The organism is Pseudomonas sp. LFM046, from assembly GCF_000949385.2.
GTDB lineage: Bacteria > Pseudomonadota > Gammaproteobacteria > Pseudomonadales > Pseudomonadaceae > Metapseudomonas.
The window spans coordinates 1,647,556-1,663,240 of record NZ_JYKO02000001.1 but is presented as its reverse complement, the minus strand read 5'-3'; the positions used below and the strand labels follow the sequence as shown (position 1 = coordinate 1,663,240).

The 15,685-nt window shown below is 64.0% G+C and carries 17 protein-coding genes and 1 riboswitch; of the genes, 3 read left to right on the top strand and 14 right to left on the bottom strand.

Annotated elements, in window-relative coordinates:
- Window positions 1–43: 43 nt before the first annotated feature.
- The 10 genes from cobO to ttcA all read right to left on the bottom strand — a co-directional run bounded on the left by cobO (window position 44) and on the right by ttcA (window position 8,468).
- A complete protein-coding gene (gene cobO / locus TQ98_RS07820; protein WP_044874783.1) occupies window positions 44–655 on the bottom strand; it encodes a cob(I)yrinic acid a,c-diamide adenosyltransferase in 612 nt (203 codons plus the stop codon).
- 15 nt (window positions 656–670) lie between these two features.
- Window positions 671–2,536, bottom strand: coding sequence for a TonB-dependent vitamin B12 receptor (gene btuB / locus TQ98_RS07815; RefSeq protein WP_044875448.1), 1,866 nt, complete (start codon window positions 2,534–2,536; stop codon window positions 671–673).
- Between the two features lie 65 nt (window positions 2,537–2,601).
- Window positions 2,602–2,814, bottom strand: a riboswitch (cobalamin riboswitch).
- 125 nt (window positions 2,815–2,939) lie between these two features.
- Entirely contained in the window at window positions 2,940–3,671 is a 732-nt protein-coding gene (locus TQ98_RS07810) for an NAD-dependent deacylase (protein ID WP_044874782.1), read from the bottom strand.
- Window positions 3,672–3,992, bottom strand: coding sequence for a hypothetical protein (locus TQ98_RS07805; protein ID WP_044874781.1), 321 nt, complete (start codon window positions 3,990–3,992; stop codon window positions 3,672–3,674).
- 24 nt (window positions 3,993–4,016) lie between these two features.
- Window positions 4,017–4,667, bottom strand: coding sequence for a class I SAM-dependent methyltransferase (locus TQ98_RS07800; RefSeq protein ID WP_044874780.1), 651 nt, complete (start codon window positions 4,665–4,667; stop codon window positions 4,017–4,019).
- An 8-nt stretch (window positions 4,668–4,675) separates the two neighbouring features.
- On the bottom strand, window positions 4,676–5,203 hold the full coding sequence (locus TQ98_RS07795; RefSeq protein WP_044874779.1) for a C40 family peptidase: 528 nt from the start codon (window positions 5,201–5,203) through the stop codon (window positions 4,676–4,678).
- Between the two features lie 163 nt (window positions 5,204–5,366).
- Window positions 5,367–5,987, bottom strand: coding sequence for a C40 family peptidase (locus TQ98_RS07790; RefSeq protein ID WP_044874778.1), 621 nt, complete (start codon window positions 5,985–5,987; stop codon window positions 5,367–5,369).
- A 79-nt stretch (window positions 5,988–6,066) separates the two neighbouring features.
- Window positions 6,067–6,831 (bottom strand): NAD-dependent deacylase, encoded by a 765-nt coding sequence (locus TQ98_RS07785; RefSeq protein WP_044874777.1) that lies wholly within the window; start codon window positions 6,829–6,831, stop codon window positions 6,067–6,069.
- 67 nt (window positions 6,832–6,898) lie between these two features.
- Window positions 6,899–7,570: a DNA-3-methyladenine glycosylase I gene (locus TQ98_RS07780; RefSeq protein ID WP_044874776.1), complete on the bottom strand. Its 672-nt coding sequence runs from the start codon at window positions 7,568–7,570 to the stop codon at window positions 6,899–6,901.
- Window positions 7,571–7,643: 73 nt separating this feature from the next.
- Window positions 7,644–8,468, bottom strand: coding sequence for a tRNA 2-thiocytidine(32) synthetase TtcA (gene ttcA, locus TQ98_RS07775; protein WP_044874775.1), 825 nt, complete (start codon window positions 8,466–8,468; stop codon window positions 7,644–7,646).
- A 99-nt stretch (window positions 8,469–8,567) separates the two neighbouring features.
- Between ttcA and TQ98_RS07770 the strand changes: the two genes are divergently transcribed.
- From TQ98_RS07770 to TQ98_RS07760, 3 genes are all read left to right on the top strand, one after another.
- Window positions 8,568–9,167 (top strand): DNA-J related domain-containing protein, encoded by a 600-nt coding sequence (locus TQ98_RS07770; protein ID WP_044874774.1) that lies wholly within the window; start codon window positions 8,568–8,570, stop codon window positions 9,165–9,167.
- 155 nt (window positions 9,168–9,322) lie between these two features.
- A complete protein-coding gene (locus tag TQ98_RS07765) occupies window positions 9,323–9,922 on the top strand; it encodes a Yip1 family protein (protein WP_044874773.1) in 600 nt (199 codons plus the stop codon).
- Window positions 9,923–10,049: 127 nt separating this feature from the next.
- A complete protein-coding gene (locus TQ98_RS07760; RefSeq protein WP_044874772.1) occupies window positions 10,050–10,541 on the top strand; it encodes a SprT family zinc-dependent metalloprotease in 492 nt (163 codons plus the stop codon).
- A 57-nt stretch (window positions 10,542–10,598) separates the two neighbouring features.
- On the opposite strand, the gene TQ98_RS07755 is transcribed toward TQ98_RS07760, so the two are convergent.
- The 4 genes from TQ98_RS07755 to TQ98_RS07740 all read right to left on the bottom strand — a co-directional run bounded on the left by TQ98_RS07755 (window position 10,599) and on the right by TQ98_RS07740 (window position 15,471).
- Window positions 10,599–11,780 carry a CaiB/BaiF CoA-transferase family protein gene (locus TQ98_RS07755; RefSeq protein ID WP_044874771.1) on the bottom strand — a complete coding sequence of 394 codons (1,182 nt, stop codon included), beginning with the start codon at window positions 11,778–11,780 and terminating at the stop codon, window positions 10,599–10,601.
- A gap of 47 nt (window positions 11,781–11,827) precedes the next feature.
- A complete protein-coding gene (locus TQ98_RS07750) occupies window positions 11,828–12,658 on the bottom strand; it encodes an amidohydrolase family protein (RefSeq protein WP_044874770.1) in 831 nt (276 codons plus the stop codon).
- Window positions 12,659–12,750: 92 nt separating this feature from the next.
- A complete protein-coding gene (locus TQ98_RS07745) occupies window positions 12,751–13,890 on the bottom strand; it encodes an acyl-CoA dehydrogenase family protein (RefSeq protein ID WP_044874769.1) in 1,140 nt (379 codons plus the stop codon).
- 285 nt (window positions 13,891–14,175) lie between these two features.
- Window positions 14,176–15,471, bottom strand: a complete 1,296-nt coding sequence (locus tag TQ98_RS07740) for a dicarboxylate/amino acid:cation symporter (protein WP_044874768.1) — start codon at window positions 15,469–15,471, stop codon at window positions 14,176–14,178.
- Between the last annotated feature and the right edge of the window lie 214 nt (window positions 15,472–15,685).

Genomic DNA, 15,685 nt, shown 5'->3' with positions numbered 1-15,685 from the left:
CTCTCCCTGAAGGGAGAGGGGGCAAAAGCAGCGGCGCGCGGCATCAGAACTCCACACCCTTCTGGGCTTTCACGCCGGACTTGAAGGCGTGCTTCACCAGGGACATCTCGGTGACGGTGTCGGCGGCCTCGATCAGGCCTTCAGGCGCGCCACGGCCGGTGGCGACCACGTGCTGATGCTCGGGGCGGGACTCGATGTCCTTGAGTACGGTTTCCAGGTCCAGGTAGCCGTGCTTGAGGGCGATGTTCAGCTCGTCCAGCACCACCAGGCCCACCTGCGGATCGTCCAGCAGGGTACGCGCCACGGCCCAGGCCTGTTGGGCCTTTTCGATATCACGCTGGCGATCCTGGGTGTCCCAGGTGTAGCCCTCGCCCATCACGTGGTAGCTGACTTCTTCGGGGAAGCGGCGGAAGAAAGCCTCCTCGCCGGTAGACATGCCCCCCTTGATGAACTGCACCACCCCGACCTTGAGGCCATGCCCCAGAGCGCGGGCCACCATGCCGAAGGCCGAGCTGCTCTTGCCCTTGCCGTTGCCGGTGTGCACCAGCAGCAGGCCGTATTCGTCCTGGGCCTGGGCGATCTTTTCGTCGATCACGGCCTTCTTGCGTTGCATGCGGGCCTTGTGGCGGGCATCGCGTTCGGCGGATTCGCTCATGGGAATTCCTCGGGGTCAAATGGCCTGGTAGCGGACGGAGAAGAACACTGCCTGTCCGGGCTGATTGAAGTCCAGTGCGGTTTCATAGTCGGCGTCCAGCAGGTTGGTCACCTTGGTCTGCAGGCGCCACTCCTCGGTCAGCCAGTACTCGCCGCGCAGGTCCACGGTGGCATAGCCGGCGAGGCGCTGATCATTTTCTATATCGTCGAAGCGCCGTCCTTCCGCGTGCAGGGTCGCGCCCACGCCGAAGCGGCCGATGCGGCGGTCCAGATCGAGGTTGAACACCTGCCGGGCCCGGCGCGGCAGCTCATTACCGTGATTGGCGTCGTTCGCTCGGTTCTCGGTATCGAGCAATGTCGCGTTGGCCTGCCAGTCCCAGCCCAGCCACTGGCTGCCCAGCACCAGCTCGAGGCCATCGATGCGCGCCTTGCCGATGTTGTTAGGGCTACCGAAGGGCCCGAGCCCTGAGTTCGCGTCATGGACGATCAGATCATCCACGTCGGTACGGAAGGCATTGGCCGACCAGCGTCCCCAGTCATGCTCGCCGGCCAGGCCGACTTCGAAGGTCTCGGAGGTTTCCGCATCCAGGTTGGGGTTGCCGTAGTCGGGGAAGTACAGCTCGTTGAACGTAGGCGCCTTGAACGCGGTGCCGTAGCTAAGACTGAAGCGCACGGCGTCGGTCAGGGCGTATCCCCAGGCGGCGCTGCCGGTGTCGTGGGTGCCGAACTGCTCGTTGTCGTCGCGGCGCAGGCTGAGTTGCCAGTCCTGGCGGCCAGCTTCGCCGAGGTACTGGGCGAACCAGCCCTTGTTCAGCCGTGAATCCTTGTCGAAGACGGTGGAGCTGCTGACTTCGTCCTGCTGCCAGTCGTAGCCCAGGGTCAGCACATGGCCTTCGGCCAGGGTCACGTCGTTCAGCCAGGAAGCCGAGTTCCGCTGGGAATCGAAGCGTGAGGAGAACTGCCCACCCGTTTCCTCGCGGCTAAGGTCCTCGCTCTGGCCTGCCTGCAAGGTCACATCCCAGGGCTCCAGCGGGCTGAAGCGAGCACGCCCGCCGATAAGCCGCTGCTCGTTGTCGGCGTTGGCGTTCCGCCCTCCCCCGGGATTGTACGGACTGACCAGGTCGTAGTCGTTGTGGGCCTTGACGCGCATCAGCGTGCCGTCGAGTTCCAGGCCATTGTCGAAGCGATAGCCGGCGCCCAGGCTGCCGGACAGGTTGCGGTAACCGTCGGCATCGGGCTCGTGGTAGCTGCTCCGTGCATTGAGAGCGTCGATGCCGTCGGTGTCCTGGCTGCTGAGGCCGAGGTTGTACCAGCCCTTGCCGTCGCCACCGGAAACACCGGCGCTGCCGTCATAGCTGTCGTGGGTGCCGTAACCGGCCGAGAACCAGGGCTTGGCGCCGTCCTGCCCGCCCTTGCGGGTGAAAATCTGGATCACGCCGCCGATGGCTTCCGAGCCGTAGAGGCTCGACCGGGGGCCGCGAACGACCTCGATGCGCTCGATCAACTCGACCGGCAGGTCCTGGAACGCGGTAAGGCCATTGCTGACCGACCCCACCTTGACGCCGTCGATCAGCACCAGCACGTGATCGGATTCCGTCCCGCGAATGGACACCGTGGTCTGCTTCCCCGGACCACCGTTATTGCTGACGGTCACGCCCGGCACCTTGCGCAGCAGCTCGGGCACGGAACGGGCCTGGCTGAGTTCGATCTCTTCGCGGTCGATCACGGTGGTCGCCGCCAGGCTGGCACGTACCGGATGTTCGCTGCGAGTGGCGGTGACCACCTGCTCGTCGAGGGTCAGGGCCGCAGCGGCCAGGTTGGAGGAAAGGGCTGAAGTGCCAAGCAGCGCAAACGCCGCTGGCCCGATGAAAGGCTTGCGAATCAAAGTCTGGATCTCCGTCGTGCCACCCGCGCGACATCTGTGGGAACTGCACGCGGAAGGCTCCGCGTGCGCTGAACGCGCCAGGCCGGTCTCCGGGCTTGCGAGTGGAGCTTCGCTCCCTTGCCGCGCCTTCCCATGCCTGGGCACAGTGGCCGATTGCGGCTTTCTACTCGCCTACCGTTGCGGGGGCAGCGCCGGATTCTTCTGAGGAATGGACCGGCTTCCCTGTTTCACCCCTTCGACATGAGCCAAGGGGCACCTGAGGCAGCGGCGAAGGTTAGAGGGTCGGAGAGAGAGCGTCAAACCCGACAGACGGAGCGGGCTCAGCGCCATCCGTGGGTTGGTGCGGAGCGAAGCGAAACCCAGGGTCCGGTTGATGGGTTTCGCTTCGCTCTACTGCATCCTATGTGTTGGTCGCCAGCAGCGCGGCCATCACTTCCCCTGCCGCGCCTTGCAGGCAGAGGTCGGCTCGCGCACTGAGGGGCGTGGGCTGAGGATTGATCTCCACCACGAAGGCGCCGTGGCGCTTGGCCAGAAAGGGCAGCTCGGCCGCCGGGTAGACCAGGCTGGATGTGCCGATGCTGAGGAAGAGGTCGGTGTGCTGGCTGGCCTCGGCGGCAGCTCCCAGCACTGTCTCGGGAAGGCTTTCGCCGAACCAGACCACCGCCGGGCGCATCCGGCCACCGCAACGACAGCGCGGGATGGTCCGCACGTCATCGGGCCAATCGCCGCCATCCCGCCGGCAGGCAAAGCATTTCAAGTGGTGGATATTGCCGTGCAGTTCCAGCGGCGCGGAGCTTCCGGCGCGCTGATGCAGGCCGTCGACGTTCTGGGTGATCAGCGTCACCCGTGGCAGACGCCGTTCAAGCTCGGCGATGGCCAGATGCGCCGCATTGGGCTCGGCAGCCAGGCATTTCTCGCGGCGCCAGGCGTACCAGTCCCAGACGGTCTGCGGATCAGCATGGAAGCCTTCGGGGCTGGCCAGCTGTTCGGGGCGGTACTTGGCCCAGAGGCCGGTCTGAGCATCGCGAAAGGTAGGGATGCCGCTTTCGGCGGAAACGCCGGCACCGGTGAAGATCACCAAATGGCGGACCTGCTGCAGGTGCCGGATCAGGTCGTCGGGGATGGGCGTCATTCAGTGCCTCGGGGTGAAGCCTGCCGGCTTGGCAGCCAGCCAGTCGACGAAGGTACGCAGGCGCTCATCGCCCAGCAGGGACTCGCGGCTGTTGAAGTTCAGGGCCAGTTCCTTCTCGCTGAACAGCTTGTGGATCTGGTTGTGGCAAGGCCGGCAGACCCAGAGGGTGGCGGTGATGCGCTCGCCCTTGGCGAACCGCTTCTGCACGTAGGGTTTGTCGTGCAGGGCCTTGGGGATCAGGTGATGACGAGTCAGCGCGGCGGCGCGGCGGCAGAGTTCGCAGGCGTCAGGCTGGGGCGGGAGACGGATGGGTTCCGGCATGGTGGTCGGGATGTCGCCCAGGCGTCAGCGCTTGCGGCAGAGAGTCAGGCCATCGCCCACCGGCAGCAGCGACAGGTCAACGCGGTCGTCGTCCTTCAGTGCACGGTTCAGGGCCTGGATGGCGCGGGTGTCTTCGGAATCCGGATCAGCCTCCAGAACCCGACCGCTCCAGAGCACGTTGTCGAAGAGGATAAGCCCACCTCGACGCGCCAGGCGAAGGGCTTCTTCCAGATAGGCGGGGTAGTTGGCCTTGTCGGCGTCGATGAAGATCAGGTCGAAGCTGTCCGCCTCCAGCCCTGGCAAGGTATCCAGCGCCGGCGCCAGGCGCAGTTCGATCCGCTCGCAAAGGCCGGCTTCCTGCCAATAGCGGCGGGCGATGGCATTGTAGTCGCCAGGAAGGTCGCAGCAGACCATCCGACCGTCTTCCGGCAGTTGGGCGGCCATGCACAGCGCGCTGTAGCCGGTGAAGGTGCCCACTTCGAGGATGCGCCGCGCGCCGATGAGCTTGACCAGCAGCGCCATGAACTGCCCCTGCTCCGGGGCGATCTGCCAGCGGCCCATGGGCAGGGCCAGGGTTTCCGCCCGCAAGCGCGCCAAGAGTGGCGCCTCCCGCAGCGAAACATCGAGGAGGTAGCCGTAAAGGGCGTCGTCGAGGTTCAGCGTGCGGTTGGTCATGGGGTGCCTCAGGGGGTGCGCGCCAGGCTTGGATCGAAGATTACTCGCTTGGCGCTCAGGTAGCTTCTCTGCCAGTAGCTGTTCGACAGACTGTCCAGCCGCACCGTTCCACCGGTACGCGGCGCATGGACGAAGCGACCCTCCCCCACATAGATGCCGGCATGGCTGACCTGCCCGCCGCCATTGGTGGCGAAGAACACCAGGTCGCCGCTTTGCAGCGCGTTGACACCGATGCTGGGGGTGCGCATGGAAATCAGCTCACCGGTGGTACGCGGCAGGCTGATGCCGGCAACGTCGCGATAGACGTAACCGATCAGGCCACTGCAGTCGAAACCGCTGTCCGGCGTGTTGCCACCCCAGCGATAGGGTGTGCCCACCAGGCCAAGGGCGCGAAACAGCACGTCTTCGGCAACGGGTGAGAACTGCTGGGCAGGAGAAGGGACGACGGGAGGGGAATAAGGCGGCGGCGCCTTGCTCGCGCAAGCGGTGAGCAGCGCAGCCAAGGCAAGGATGGCGAGGCGGTCCGGTGCGAGCATGGCAAGTCAGTCCTGACTTGAAGAATGCACGCTAATTTGCTGATCTCACAGTGATATTGCAAGCGAAAGCTGCAGGGTTGGCTGGAAAAAGTTCCCTCCGGAAAGAAAAAAAGCCGAGGCGGCCATCGGGCCGCCTCGGCTTTTTGTCTCGCAACCCGCTGGATCAGCGATGCGTCGGGTGGCGAGTCGGGGTGTTCATTGCCAGGACGCGCTTGGCTTCCATGTAGCTGGCCTTCCAATAGCGATCGTCGAGGCTGTCGACGCGTACACCGCCGCTGCGGCTGCTGCTGGAATGGATGAACTGGTCATCGCCGATATAGATGCCGGCGTGACTGACGCGGCCGCGGCCACGGTTGTTGAAGAACACGATGTCGCCGGGCTTCAGGTCATCGCGGGCGATCACCGGGGCATCCAGGTTGATCATCTCGCGGGTGGAACGCGGCAGCTGGATACCGGCTTCTTCCTTGAACAGGTAACCGACGAAACCGCTGCAGTCGAAACCGGTCTTCAGGGAACGGCCACCGAAACGATAGGGTGTGCCCATCAGCTGGAAGCCACGCTCCAGCAGGCCATCGGCCAGGGACGGCATCTGGTAGGGCTCGTCGTCGGTGAGGTTCGCCAGATCCAGGGCAGTGGGCTCGCGATCCGCCAGCAGCGAATCGGGGGCGCCATCGGCTACGGGAGCCTGAGACTGGAACTGGGATTGCTGCTGCACATCGCCTGCGCAAGCGGCGAGAAACAGGGCGAAAGTGACAGGCACGAGGGGTGCGAAGCGCTTCAGCATGGGCACGACCGTGTCGAATTAAATGGAATGAAAAATGATGAAGGCGCGACTATGCCTTCTATCAACCTCATTTGCAAATTTAATCGCCCGAAATGTGACTTAGCAGTCCTTGCAGAACATCTAAGGCCTTTCCATTGAGGTGGACGTCGACCACAGGGCTGAGGTCGGTGCGAGCCGGGTTGATCTCCACGGTGAAACCGCCTGCGTGGCGGGTGCGGATGACGGGCTCGATGATGTAGGGAAAGCTCGCCGTGGTTCCCACCGAGATCACCGCATCGAATCCCTTGCGGAGCTCGGCGTAGAGGCTGTCGATGGCTTGCTCAGGGAGCATTTCTTCGAACAGCACCACGGGCGGACGGAGAATACCACCGCATTCATGACATCTGGGAGGCATTTCTGCTGCCAGATGTCGGGCCAGGTCGAAACTTTCCTTCCCGCACGACTGGCAGTAGAGCGGCGACAGCTCGCCGTGAATCTCGATCAGCCGCTCTGGCGGCGACCCCGCCTGGCGGTGATAGCCATCGATGTTCTGGGTCAGCACCCAGCACTCGGGCTTGATTCGCTGCAATTGGGCGATCGCTTCATGACCGGCGTTTGGCCGGGCGCCGAGGCAGGCACGGCCGAGCTGGGCGAGGTATTTCCAGCAGAGCGCCGGATCGCGCCGCAGCATGGGGCCGGAAAGCGCCTCTTCTATAGGCAGCCCTTCTTCCGTCACGCCGTTGTACAGCCCGCCCAGGCCCCGATAGGTCGGCAGGCCGGAATCGGCCGACAGCCCCGCGCCGGTGATGACCAGGATTCGCTTGGCCGCCTTGATTGCTTCGGCCACACGTTGGATATCCGACATGTTCGGTCCCCCTGTTCCGATCGGCGCCCAGTGTCCGCCCGGCGCGCCGCGCAGCGCAACCGCAGGCTCAGTGGTTGACCGTGTGCGCCAGCATCACCGACAGCTGGCACAGCGGCCGACCGCTCTCGGCATGCCACTGGTTGAATGCGGCCTGGACCTGGGCCAGGTCCTTCTGACTCGTGGGCGCCTTGTCGATAATGTCCTGGGCCTTGAGGGCAGCGACCATATCGTCGGTGGGAATGAAGGTGTCCTTGCCGACCATACGCAGGAAACGCGGCGCCGACAGCCCGCCCAACTGGTTGCCGCGCTTGGCGAGCAACTTCCACAGGCCGACGATATCGGTCACCGGCCAGTCGGCGACCAGCGCACCGAAGCTGCCCTTCTCCCGCACGACATCCAGCATGAACTGGGCATTGCGCGGCACGCTCTTGAGCTTGCCCAGGTGGCGGATCAGGCGGGTGTCCTGCATCAGCCGCTCCAGGTGCTCGGCGCTCATCAGCACCACCTTCTGCGGGTCGAAGCCGAAGAACACCTCTTCGAAGGCCGGCCACTTGGCATCCACCAGGCTGTGCTTGAGGCCGGCGCGGAACACTCGCAGGGCCATCAGCGACAGGTAGCGGTCGTCGCCCAGGGCGCGCAGCTCGGCATCGCTGCGCGGCTGCGGCAGGCGCGCTTCCAGGGCTTCGGCCGAGCCGAAGCGGTTCAGGCAATATTCGTGGAGCCAGCGGTAGTCGCGCATGGGGAGTCCTTTCGAGCCAGAGCGTGCGGTTTCCGGTAGGAGCCAGCCAAGCTGGCTCCTACAAGAAGCAGGATCAGATATTGACGACGTCCAGGGTGCGCGGCGCCGCGGTCTCGTCGATACGCAGGCTGGCGAAGTCGAACAGGTTGCGGTCGGCCAGCTGCGAGGGCACCACGTTCTGCAGGGCGCGGAACATGATCTCGGTACGGCCCGGCGACTTGCGCTCCCACTCGTTGAGCATTTCCTTCACCACCTGGCGCTGCAGGTTCTCCTGGGAACCGCAGAGGTTGCACGGGATGATCGGGAATTCCTTGAGGACGGAGTACGCCTCGATATCGGCCTCGTTGCAGTAGGCCAGCGGGCGGATCACAACGTTGCGGCCGTCGTCTGCCAGCAGCTTCGGCGGCATGGCCTTGAGGGTGCCGCCGTAGAACATATTGAGGAAGAAGGTTTCCAGGATGTCGTCGCGGTGGTGCCCCAGGGCCATCTTGGTGGCGCCGATCTCGTCGGCGAAGGTGTAGAGCGTGCCACGGCGCAGGCGCGAGCAGAGCGAGCAGGTGGTCTTGCCCTCCGGGATCTTCTCCTTCACCACCGAGTAGGTGTCCTTCTCGATGATGTGGTACGGCACGCCGATGGATTCCAGGTAGGCCGGCAGCACGTGCTCGGGGAAGCCGGGCTGCTTCTGGTCCATGTTCACGGCGACGATCTCGAACTTGATCGGCGCGACCTTCTGCAGGTACAGCAGCACGTCCAGCATGGTGTAGCTGTCCTTGCCGCCGGACAGGCAGACCATGACCTTGTCGCCGTCCTCGATCATGTTGAAGTCGGCGATGGCCTCGCCGGCCAGGCGGCGGATGCGTTTCTGCAGTTTGTTCTGGTTGACCGAAAGGGTGCCCATGGTGCTCTGAAATCCGGGGGAGATGCGAAAAGCTGGCTATTTTACGCACAAAGCGTGCGCGGCCCCAGCCCCATCGTCAGGCTGTGCTAGGCTCCGGCGATGAATACCGACCTCGACCCCGGCCAGGACCTGAGCGACCAACTCCACGAACTCTTGCGCGGAGCACCCCAGGGGCTGAGCGAGCATCAGTTGATCCTGGCCCTCAAGGCCCGTCATTCCACCCATATCCCCCACCTGGAACTCACCGACAAGCTGGTGCTGTTCCGCACCCACTTCCTGGTCTTCAACGCCCTCTACCGCTTGCGGGACCAACTGAGTGGCGCAGGCCAGGCACACCTGTCCATCAGCCCCCTGCGCGTGCAGCTGCTCCCCTATGAACCGGGGACAGACGCCGCCCTCAGCGAGCTCGACCCGCTGCGGGAGTACTACCTGGACCTGAACAACCTGCGGGACACCACGGAAGAAGATGTGGAACGGCTCCTGGCGAGCTTCTGGACCCGCATGCAGGGCAGCGAGGAGAAGCTCGCGGCGCTGGAACTGTTCGGCCTGCACAGCGGCAGCCAGCCCCTCAGCCTGGCCGTGATCAAGCAGCGCTACCGCCAGCTGGTGAGCCAGCACCATCCCGATCGCGGCGGCAGCACGTCGCGCCTGCAATCGATCAACAAGGCCATGGAAATACTTCAGCGCTATTACAGCTGACGACTTATCTTCGATTCGCTCTAAGGCGGAGCCGGGCAACCTGCCTATACTGCGACGTAAGGTCGCATAGGTCGGCCGAGCACCGGTCGGCGCTGGATACGCGTCTCCGGCGCTTCGCTGGGGGGCGACCTCATAATAATGAGGAGGTGTTCAGCATGATTCACCATGTTTGGGGGCTCTTCACCCATCCCGATCAAGAGTGGCAGGAAATCCGTGGCGAAGAAGAAAGCATCAGCCACATGTACCTCACCCACGTCCTGATCCTTGCTGCAATTCCCGTAATCTCCGCGTATATCGGCACGACCCAGGTTGGCTGGATACTGGGCAAGGGCGATCCCGTGATGCTCACCCAGGCCAGCGCGATGCAGATGTCCATCATGTCCTACCTGGCGATGCTGGCCGGCGTGGCGGTAATGGGCGGCTTCATCCACTGGATGGCACGTACCTACGACGCCAACCCGAGCATCAGCGAGTGCATCGTCTTCGCCGCCTACTGCGCTACCCCGCTGTTCATCGGCGGCCTGGCGGCCCTCTACCCGCACCTCTGGTTCGGCGCGACGGTGGGCACCCTGGCCATCTGCTACACGGTCTACCTGCTCTACGTGGGCATACCGACCTTCATGAACATTCCCAAGGACGAAGGCTTCCTGTTCTCCAGCTCGGTGCTGGCGGTAGGCCTGGTGGTGCTGGTGGCGATGATCGCCTCGGCGGTCATCCTCTGGGGCTTCGGTCTGGGGCCGGTGTACACCAGCTGAGCATTCCCTCTGACAAGAAAGGCCGCCTCGGGGCGGCCTTTTCTTTTGGCCGGGAATGACCACTCGGCGTCAGCTCCTCCGGACAGCCCCGGCTTTGCGGCATAATTCCGCGCCAACGGAGTGCCCTATGCCCGAGCAGCTACTTGCCCGCGTCGAAGCCTGCTACCTGCAGGCGGAAGACTTCTTCAAATGCCGATTCCCCCGCCCGGAGGTCAGTTTCAAGCTTCGCGGGCAGAAGGCCGGCGTCGCCCATCTGGACGAGAACAAACTGCGCTTCAATCCGCAGCTCTACCGCGAGAACCAGGAAGATTTCCTGCGCCAGACCGTGGCCCATGAAGTGGCGCACCTGGTGGCCCACCAATTGTTCGGCCCGCGCATCCAGCCCCATGGCGAGGAATGGCAGCTGATCATGCGCGGCGTCTACGAGCTGCCACCCAACCGCTGCCATACCTATGAAGTGAAACGGCGCAAGGCGACCCGCTACCTTTATCGCTGCGCCTGCCCCGACGGCCACCCCTTCTCCGCGCAACGCCACGCCCTGGTGGCGCGCGGGCGTCGCTACTACTGCCGACGCTGCCGGGTGACCCTGGTGTTCAGCGGGGAACAGAGCCAGGTGTAAGGTCGGCTTTCTCTGTAGGGGCGAATTCATTCGCCCCTACAGGGTTTTCCCCACGCGTTATCCCACCACCTTTGCCGCTTTCAGCGCGTCGATCTGCTCGGCGCTCAACCCCAGTCCGGCCAGCACTTCGGCGGTATGCAACCCCACCGCCCCACCGGCAAAGCGCGGTACGGGAAGGCCAGCGGAGAACTTGATCGGGCAGGCGATCTGTTTCTGCGGCGGCAGGCCATCGCGCGGCACGTCCACCACCAGTTCGCGGGCCTTGACCTGCGGATGCTCCACCGCTTCCGACAGCGGCAGCATGGGCTCCACGCAGGCATCCAGGGCGGAGAAGATGTCCAGCCACTCGGCGAAGTCCCGCTTCTCGAACTCGATCTCGATGGCACGCTTCAGCGCGTGCTGATCCTCGGCCTTGGGCGACAGCCCCTTGGCCGCCAGCCCCGGTTGGCCGATGGCGGCACAGAACTGCTGCATGAACTGCGGCTCCAAGCTGCCCACCGAGAACCAGCGGCCATCGCGGGTGCGGTAGTAGTCGTAGAAGCTGCCGCCGTTGAGGGCCTGATTCTCCATATCCGGCTCCACCCCGGCACCCAGGTAGCCAGCGCCGGCCATGCCGTGCAGGGCAAAGGCGCAGTCGGTCATGCTGACGTCCACTTGCTGCCCCTCCCCCGTGGCCTGGCGATGGATCACCGCCGCCAGCAACCCCATCACACCGTGCAGGGACCCGCCGCCGATATCCGCGAGTTGCACCCCGAGCGGCAATGGCCCGCTGTCGCGCCGGCCGGTGTAGCTGGCGATGCCGGCCAGGGCCAGGTAGTTGATGTCGTGCCCCGCACGGTCGCGGTACGGGCCGGTCTGGCCGTAGCCGGTGATGGAGACGTAGATCAGCTTCGGGTTGATCGCTTTCAGGTCCTCATAGCCCAGCCCCAGGCGGCCCATCACACCGGGGCGGAACTGTTCCAGCACGATGTCGTAGTCACGCACCAGCTGCTTGACGATCTCCACCGCCTCCGGCCGTTTCAGGTCCAGGGCAATGCTGCGCTTGTTGCGGTTGAGGTAGGCATGACTGGTGGACTGGCCACCATCGTGGGGCGGCAACACGCGCACCAGGTCCACGCGCGTGGGAGACTCCACCCGCAACACGTCCGCCCCCATGTCAGCCAGCAGCAGCGAGGCGAAGGGGCCAGGCAGCAGGGTGGAGAAGTCGAGGATTTTCAGCGAAGACAGCGGGCCTTTCATGGCAACTCCTGATCTCGTTTCCGGCGGTCGTCCACCAGCCGTTCACTCTAAAGCCTGAACACCTTGCGCGCATTGCCGTGGAGGAACTTCTCCCTGACCTCATCGGGAAGCCCCATGTCAGCCACCTGCTCCATGCAGCGGGAAAGCGACAACTGCGGGAAGTTGCTGCCGAACAGCACCTTGTCCTGGCCGTAGCTCTTCATGTACTGGATCAGGGCTTGAGGGTAATAGCGCGGCAAGTAGGCGGAGGTGTCGATATAGATGTTGTCGTGCTTCCAGGCGATGCCGATCATCTCCTCCGTCCAGGGATGGCCGATATGCCCGGCGACGATGCGCAGCTCGGGGAAGTCCAGGGCCACCTCGTCCAGATAGGGCACCGGGCGGCCGGTTTCCGAAGGCATCAGCGGGCCGGTGTGGCCGACCTGGGTGCAGAAGGGTATGTCCAGCTCGATGCACTTCACATAGAGCGGGTAGTAGAGCCGATGGTTGGGCGGCAGCTTCCACAGCCAGGGCACGACCCGCAGCGCCTTGAAACCCAGTTCGGTCACCGCCCGCTCCAGCTCGCGCAATGCAGCCATGGGCTTGCTCATGTCCACCGCGGCCACGCCGACGAAGCGGTCGGGAAAGGCGTGGGTGTATTCGGCCACCTCGTCATTGGTGCTGACCCAGCGCTCCGGGCGGCACCAGGCGCTGACCATCAGCTTGTCGATGCCGGCGCGGTCCATTTCCGCCACGGTTTCCTCGGGGCTCAGGCCCTTGTCCAGCAGGGCAGTGGTGCCGGATTTCTCGAACAGCCGCACGGCTTCGGGGATCAGCTCGCGGGTGCGGCCGGTGGCCAATTGCGCCCATGCGTCGATGGCGCCTTGTGCGTGAGTCATGACGATCGCCTCAATGATGTCTGTCCAAGGTGCGCACGGCGCACCCTACGGGGCACATTCGCAGGGGGCGCCGTGCGAATCGCTCGCCCACCTCAGAGCTTCATCCCGCGACTGATGATCTCCTTCATGATTTCCGAGGTGCCGGCGAAGATCCGCTGGATGCGCGCGTTCGCGTACATCTTGCAGATGGGGTATTCCCACATGTAGCCCCAGCCACCGTGCAGCTGTACGCCTTCGTCCACCACCTTGCCCAGCAGTTCGGTGGTGAACAGCTTGGCCTCGGCGGCCACTTCGGGGGTGAGCTTCTTCTGGTTGTGGTCCATCACGCAGCGGTCGGTGAAGACCTGGGCGACGTCGATCTGGGTGCGCATTTCCGCCAGCTTGAAGCGGGTGTTCTGAAAACTCGCAACCGGCCGGTCGAAAACCTTGCGTTCCTTCACGTAGTCGATGGTCGCGAGCAGCGCGGCCTCGGCACCGGCCACCGCGGCGCAGGCGTTGGTCAGGCGCTCCTGGGCGAGCATGTTCATCAGGTAGAAGAAGCCGCCCTTGGCATCGCCCAGCAGGTTCTCCTTGGGCACCTTGACGTTGTTGAAGAACAGCTCGGCGGTGTCCTGGCTCTTCATGCCCAGCTTCTTCAGGTTGCGGCCGCGCTCGAAGCCTTCCATGCCGCGCTCCACCAGGAACAGGCCCATGGCGTGCTTGTTCGTCGGGTCGGTCTTGGCGGCGACGATGACCAGGTCCGCCAGCAGGCCATTTGAAATGAACACCTTGGAACCGTTGAGCAGGTAGTGGTCGCCCTTGTCGATGGCGGTGGTGCGCATGCCGGCCAGGTCGGAGCCGGCGGAAGGCTCGGTCATGGCCACGGCGAGAATAGTCTCGCCACGGATGATCCCCGGCAGGAAACGCGCCTTCTGTTCGGCGTTGCCGTACTCGGCGATATAGGGGCCACACAGGGACGAATGCAGCGGGATCATGAAGCCCGGCTCATTTATGTAGGCCAGCTCCTCGGCCATGATCTGCTCGTAGCGGAAGTCCTTGAGCCCGGCGCCGCCGTATTCCTCGTCCGCCCAGGGCAGTAGGAAGCCCATCTCCCCCGCCTTCCTCCACACACCGCGATCGACCACGCCAGCCTCTTCCCACTCGTCCTGGTGAGGTACCACCTCCTTCTGCAGGAAGGCACGGAAGGCATCGCGGAACAGGTTGTGTTCGGTCTCGAAATGAATGCGCTGCATGGCAGTGGCTCCTGGGCCTGAGTCGTGCCGCAGGTTAGGCGCCGGTGCCGACGCCCCTCAATGACGCAAGCGCTCAGGGCAGTTGACGCAATCGGTCAGGGCTGGAAATGGACCAACCGTAGGGTGTGCCGCGCGCCGGATGCGCAGCAGGGAAGTTGCGGTGCGCGCAGCGGACCCTCCTCCCCTTGCCAGAAGCGATTCAGCGGGACAAAAAAAGCCCGGCTACGGGGGCCGGGCTGAAAAGTGTCTCCTCACCAGGAGGAGAACGCTGTAGCTGTTCGTCGATCAGGCAGCGGACTGCGGAACCGTCGGGGCTTCGGTCTTGCCGCCGGAAGCCAGTTCGCGCTGCAGGGTGTTCTCGTCCAGTTGCTTGCACCACTTGGCGACTACGATGGTGGCTACGCCGTTGCCGATCAGATTGGTCAGGGCGCGGGCTTCGGACATGAAGCGGTCGATGCCGAGGATCAGCGCCAGGCCGGCGACCGGCAGAGTGCCAACGGCGGACAGGGTGGCGGCCAGCACGATGAAGCCGGAACCGGTGACACCGGCAGCGCCCTTGGAGGCGATCAGCAGCACGGCCAGCAAAGTCAGCTGGTGGGTGATGTCCATCGGGGTATCAGTGGCCTGGGCGATGAACACGGCAGCCATGGTCAGGTAGATGGAAGTGCCGTCCAGGTTGAAGGAGTAGCCGGTGGGGATGACCAGGCCGACCACGTTCTTCTTCGCGCCCAGCTTTTCCATCTTGTTCAGCATGCGCGGCAGGGCCGACTCGGAGGAGGAGGTGCCCAGCACGATCAGCAGTTCTTCGCGGATGTAGCGGACGAAGCGCAGGATGCTGAAGCCGTGGGCACGGGCGATACCGCCCAGGACCACCAGGACGAAGAACACGCAGGTGATGTAGAAGCACAGCATCAGTTGGCCGAGCTGCACCAGCGAACCCACGCCGTACTGGCCGATGGTGAAGGCCATGGCGCCGAAGGCACCGATGGGGGCGAGCTTCATGATCAGGTTGATGATGCCGAACATCACATGGGCGATGCGGTCGATGAACTCCAGGATCGGCTTGCCATACTCACCCATGCGCTGCAGGGCGAAGGCGAAGATCACGGAGAAGAACAGCACTTGCAGGATGTCGCCGCTGGCGAAAGCGCCGACGATGGTCGCGGGGATCACGTTCAGCAGGAAGGCGATGGTGCTCTGCTGTTCGCCGGCAGCGGCGAAGGCGGCGATGCCCTTGGTGTCCAGGGTGGCCGGATCGACGTGCATGCCGACACCAGGCTGGACGACGTTGACCACGACCAGGCCGATGATCAGGGCCAGGGTGGAGACGATTTCGAAGTACAGCAGCGCGTAGCCGCCGGTCTTGCCCACTGCTTTCATGTCCTGCATGCCGGCGATACCGCTGACAACGGTGCAGAAGATGATGGGTGCGATGGCCATCTTGATCAGCTTGACGAAGCCGTCACCCAGGGGTTTCAGCGCGACGCCGGTTTCAGGATAGAAGTGGCCCAGGAGGATGCCGATGGCGATGGCGACGATGACCTGAACGTACAGGCTCTTGTAGAACGGTTGGCGGGACATGGCAGTGTTCCTTTCAAGTGATCCCGACCTGTTCCGTCTAGGCCTGGCGTCACTGTGATCGACATATCTCCCTGTCCGGGAGACTTTTGTTGTTGTGCGATCCAGTCGAATGGACGGCACTGTCCCTACGCAAGCCCTGTGCCAAACCTGAAAAATAGTAAAAACCCTTATATTTCATATACTTAATAAAATAACCAAGATGAACCCTGGCGCC

Coding starts and splice junctions, on each gene's coding strand:
- TQ98_RS07750 (WP_044874770.1), bottom strand. CDS start 12,658: ATGACTCACGCACAAGGCGCCATCGACGCATGGGCGCAATTGGCCACC.
- TQ98_RS07740 (WP_044874768.1), bottom strand. CDS start 15,471: ATGTCCCGCCAACCGTTCTACAAGAGCCTGTACGTTCAGGTCATCGTC.
- TQ98_RS07780 (WP_044874776.1), bottom strand. CDS start 7,570: ATGCGCGACTACCGCTGGCTCCACGAATATTGCCTGAACCGCTTCGGC.
- cobO (WP_044874783.1), bottom strand. CDS start 655: ATGAGCGAATCCGCCGAACGCGATGCCCGCCACAAGGCCCGCATGCAA.
- TQ98_RS07810 (WP_044874782.1), bottom strand. CDS start 3,671: ATGACGCCCATCCCCGACGACCTGATCCGGCACCTGCAGCAGGTCCGC.
- TQ98_RS07765 (WP_044874773.1), top strand. CDS start 9,323: ATGATTCACCATGTTTGGGGGCTCTTCACCCATCCCGATCAAGAGTGG.
- TQ98_RS07800 (WP_044874780.1), bottom strand. CDS start 4,667: ATGACCAACCGCACGCTGAACCTCGACGACGCCCTTTACGGCTACCTC.
- TQ98_RS07755 (WP_044874771.1), bottom strand. CDS start 11,780: ATGAAAGGCCCGCTGTCTTCGCTGAAAATCCTCGACTTCTCCACCCTG.
- TQ98_RS07805 (WP_044874781.1), bottom strand. CDS start 3,992: ATGCCGGAACCCATCCGTCTCCCGCCCCAGCCTGACGCCTGCGAACTC.
- TQ98_RS07770 (WP_044874774.1), top strand. CDS start 8,568: ATGAATACCGACCTCGACCCCGGCCAGGACCTGAGCGACCAACTCCAC.
- TQ98_RS07790 (WP_044874778.1), bottom strand. CDS start 5,987: ATGCTGAAGCGCTTCGCACCCCTCGTGCCTGTCACTTTCGCCCTGTTT.
- TQ98_RS07760 (WP_044874772.1), top strand. CDS start 10,050: ATGCCCGAGCAGCTACTTGCCCGCGTCGAAGCCTGCTACCTGCAGGCG.
- ttcA (WP_044874775.1), bottom strand. CDS start 8,468: ATGGGCACCCTTTCGGTCAACCAGAACAAACTGCAGAAACGCATCCGC.
- TQ98_RS07785 (WP_044874777.1), bottom strand. CDS start 6,831: ATGTCGGATATCCAACGTGTGGCCGAAGCAATCAAGGCGGCCAAGCGA.
- TQ98_RS07745 (WP_044874769.1), bottom strand. CDS start 13,890: ATGCAGCGCATTCATTTCGAGACCGAACACAACCTGTTCCGCGATGCC.
- TQ98_RS07795 (WP_044874779.1), bottom strand. CDS start 5,203: ATGCTCGCACCGGACCGCCTCGCCATCCTTGCCTTGGCTGCGCTGCTC.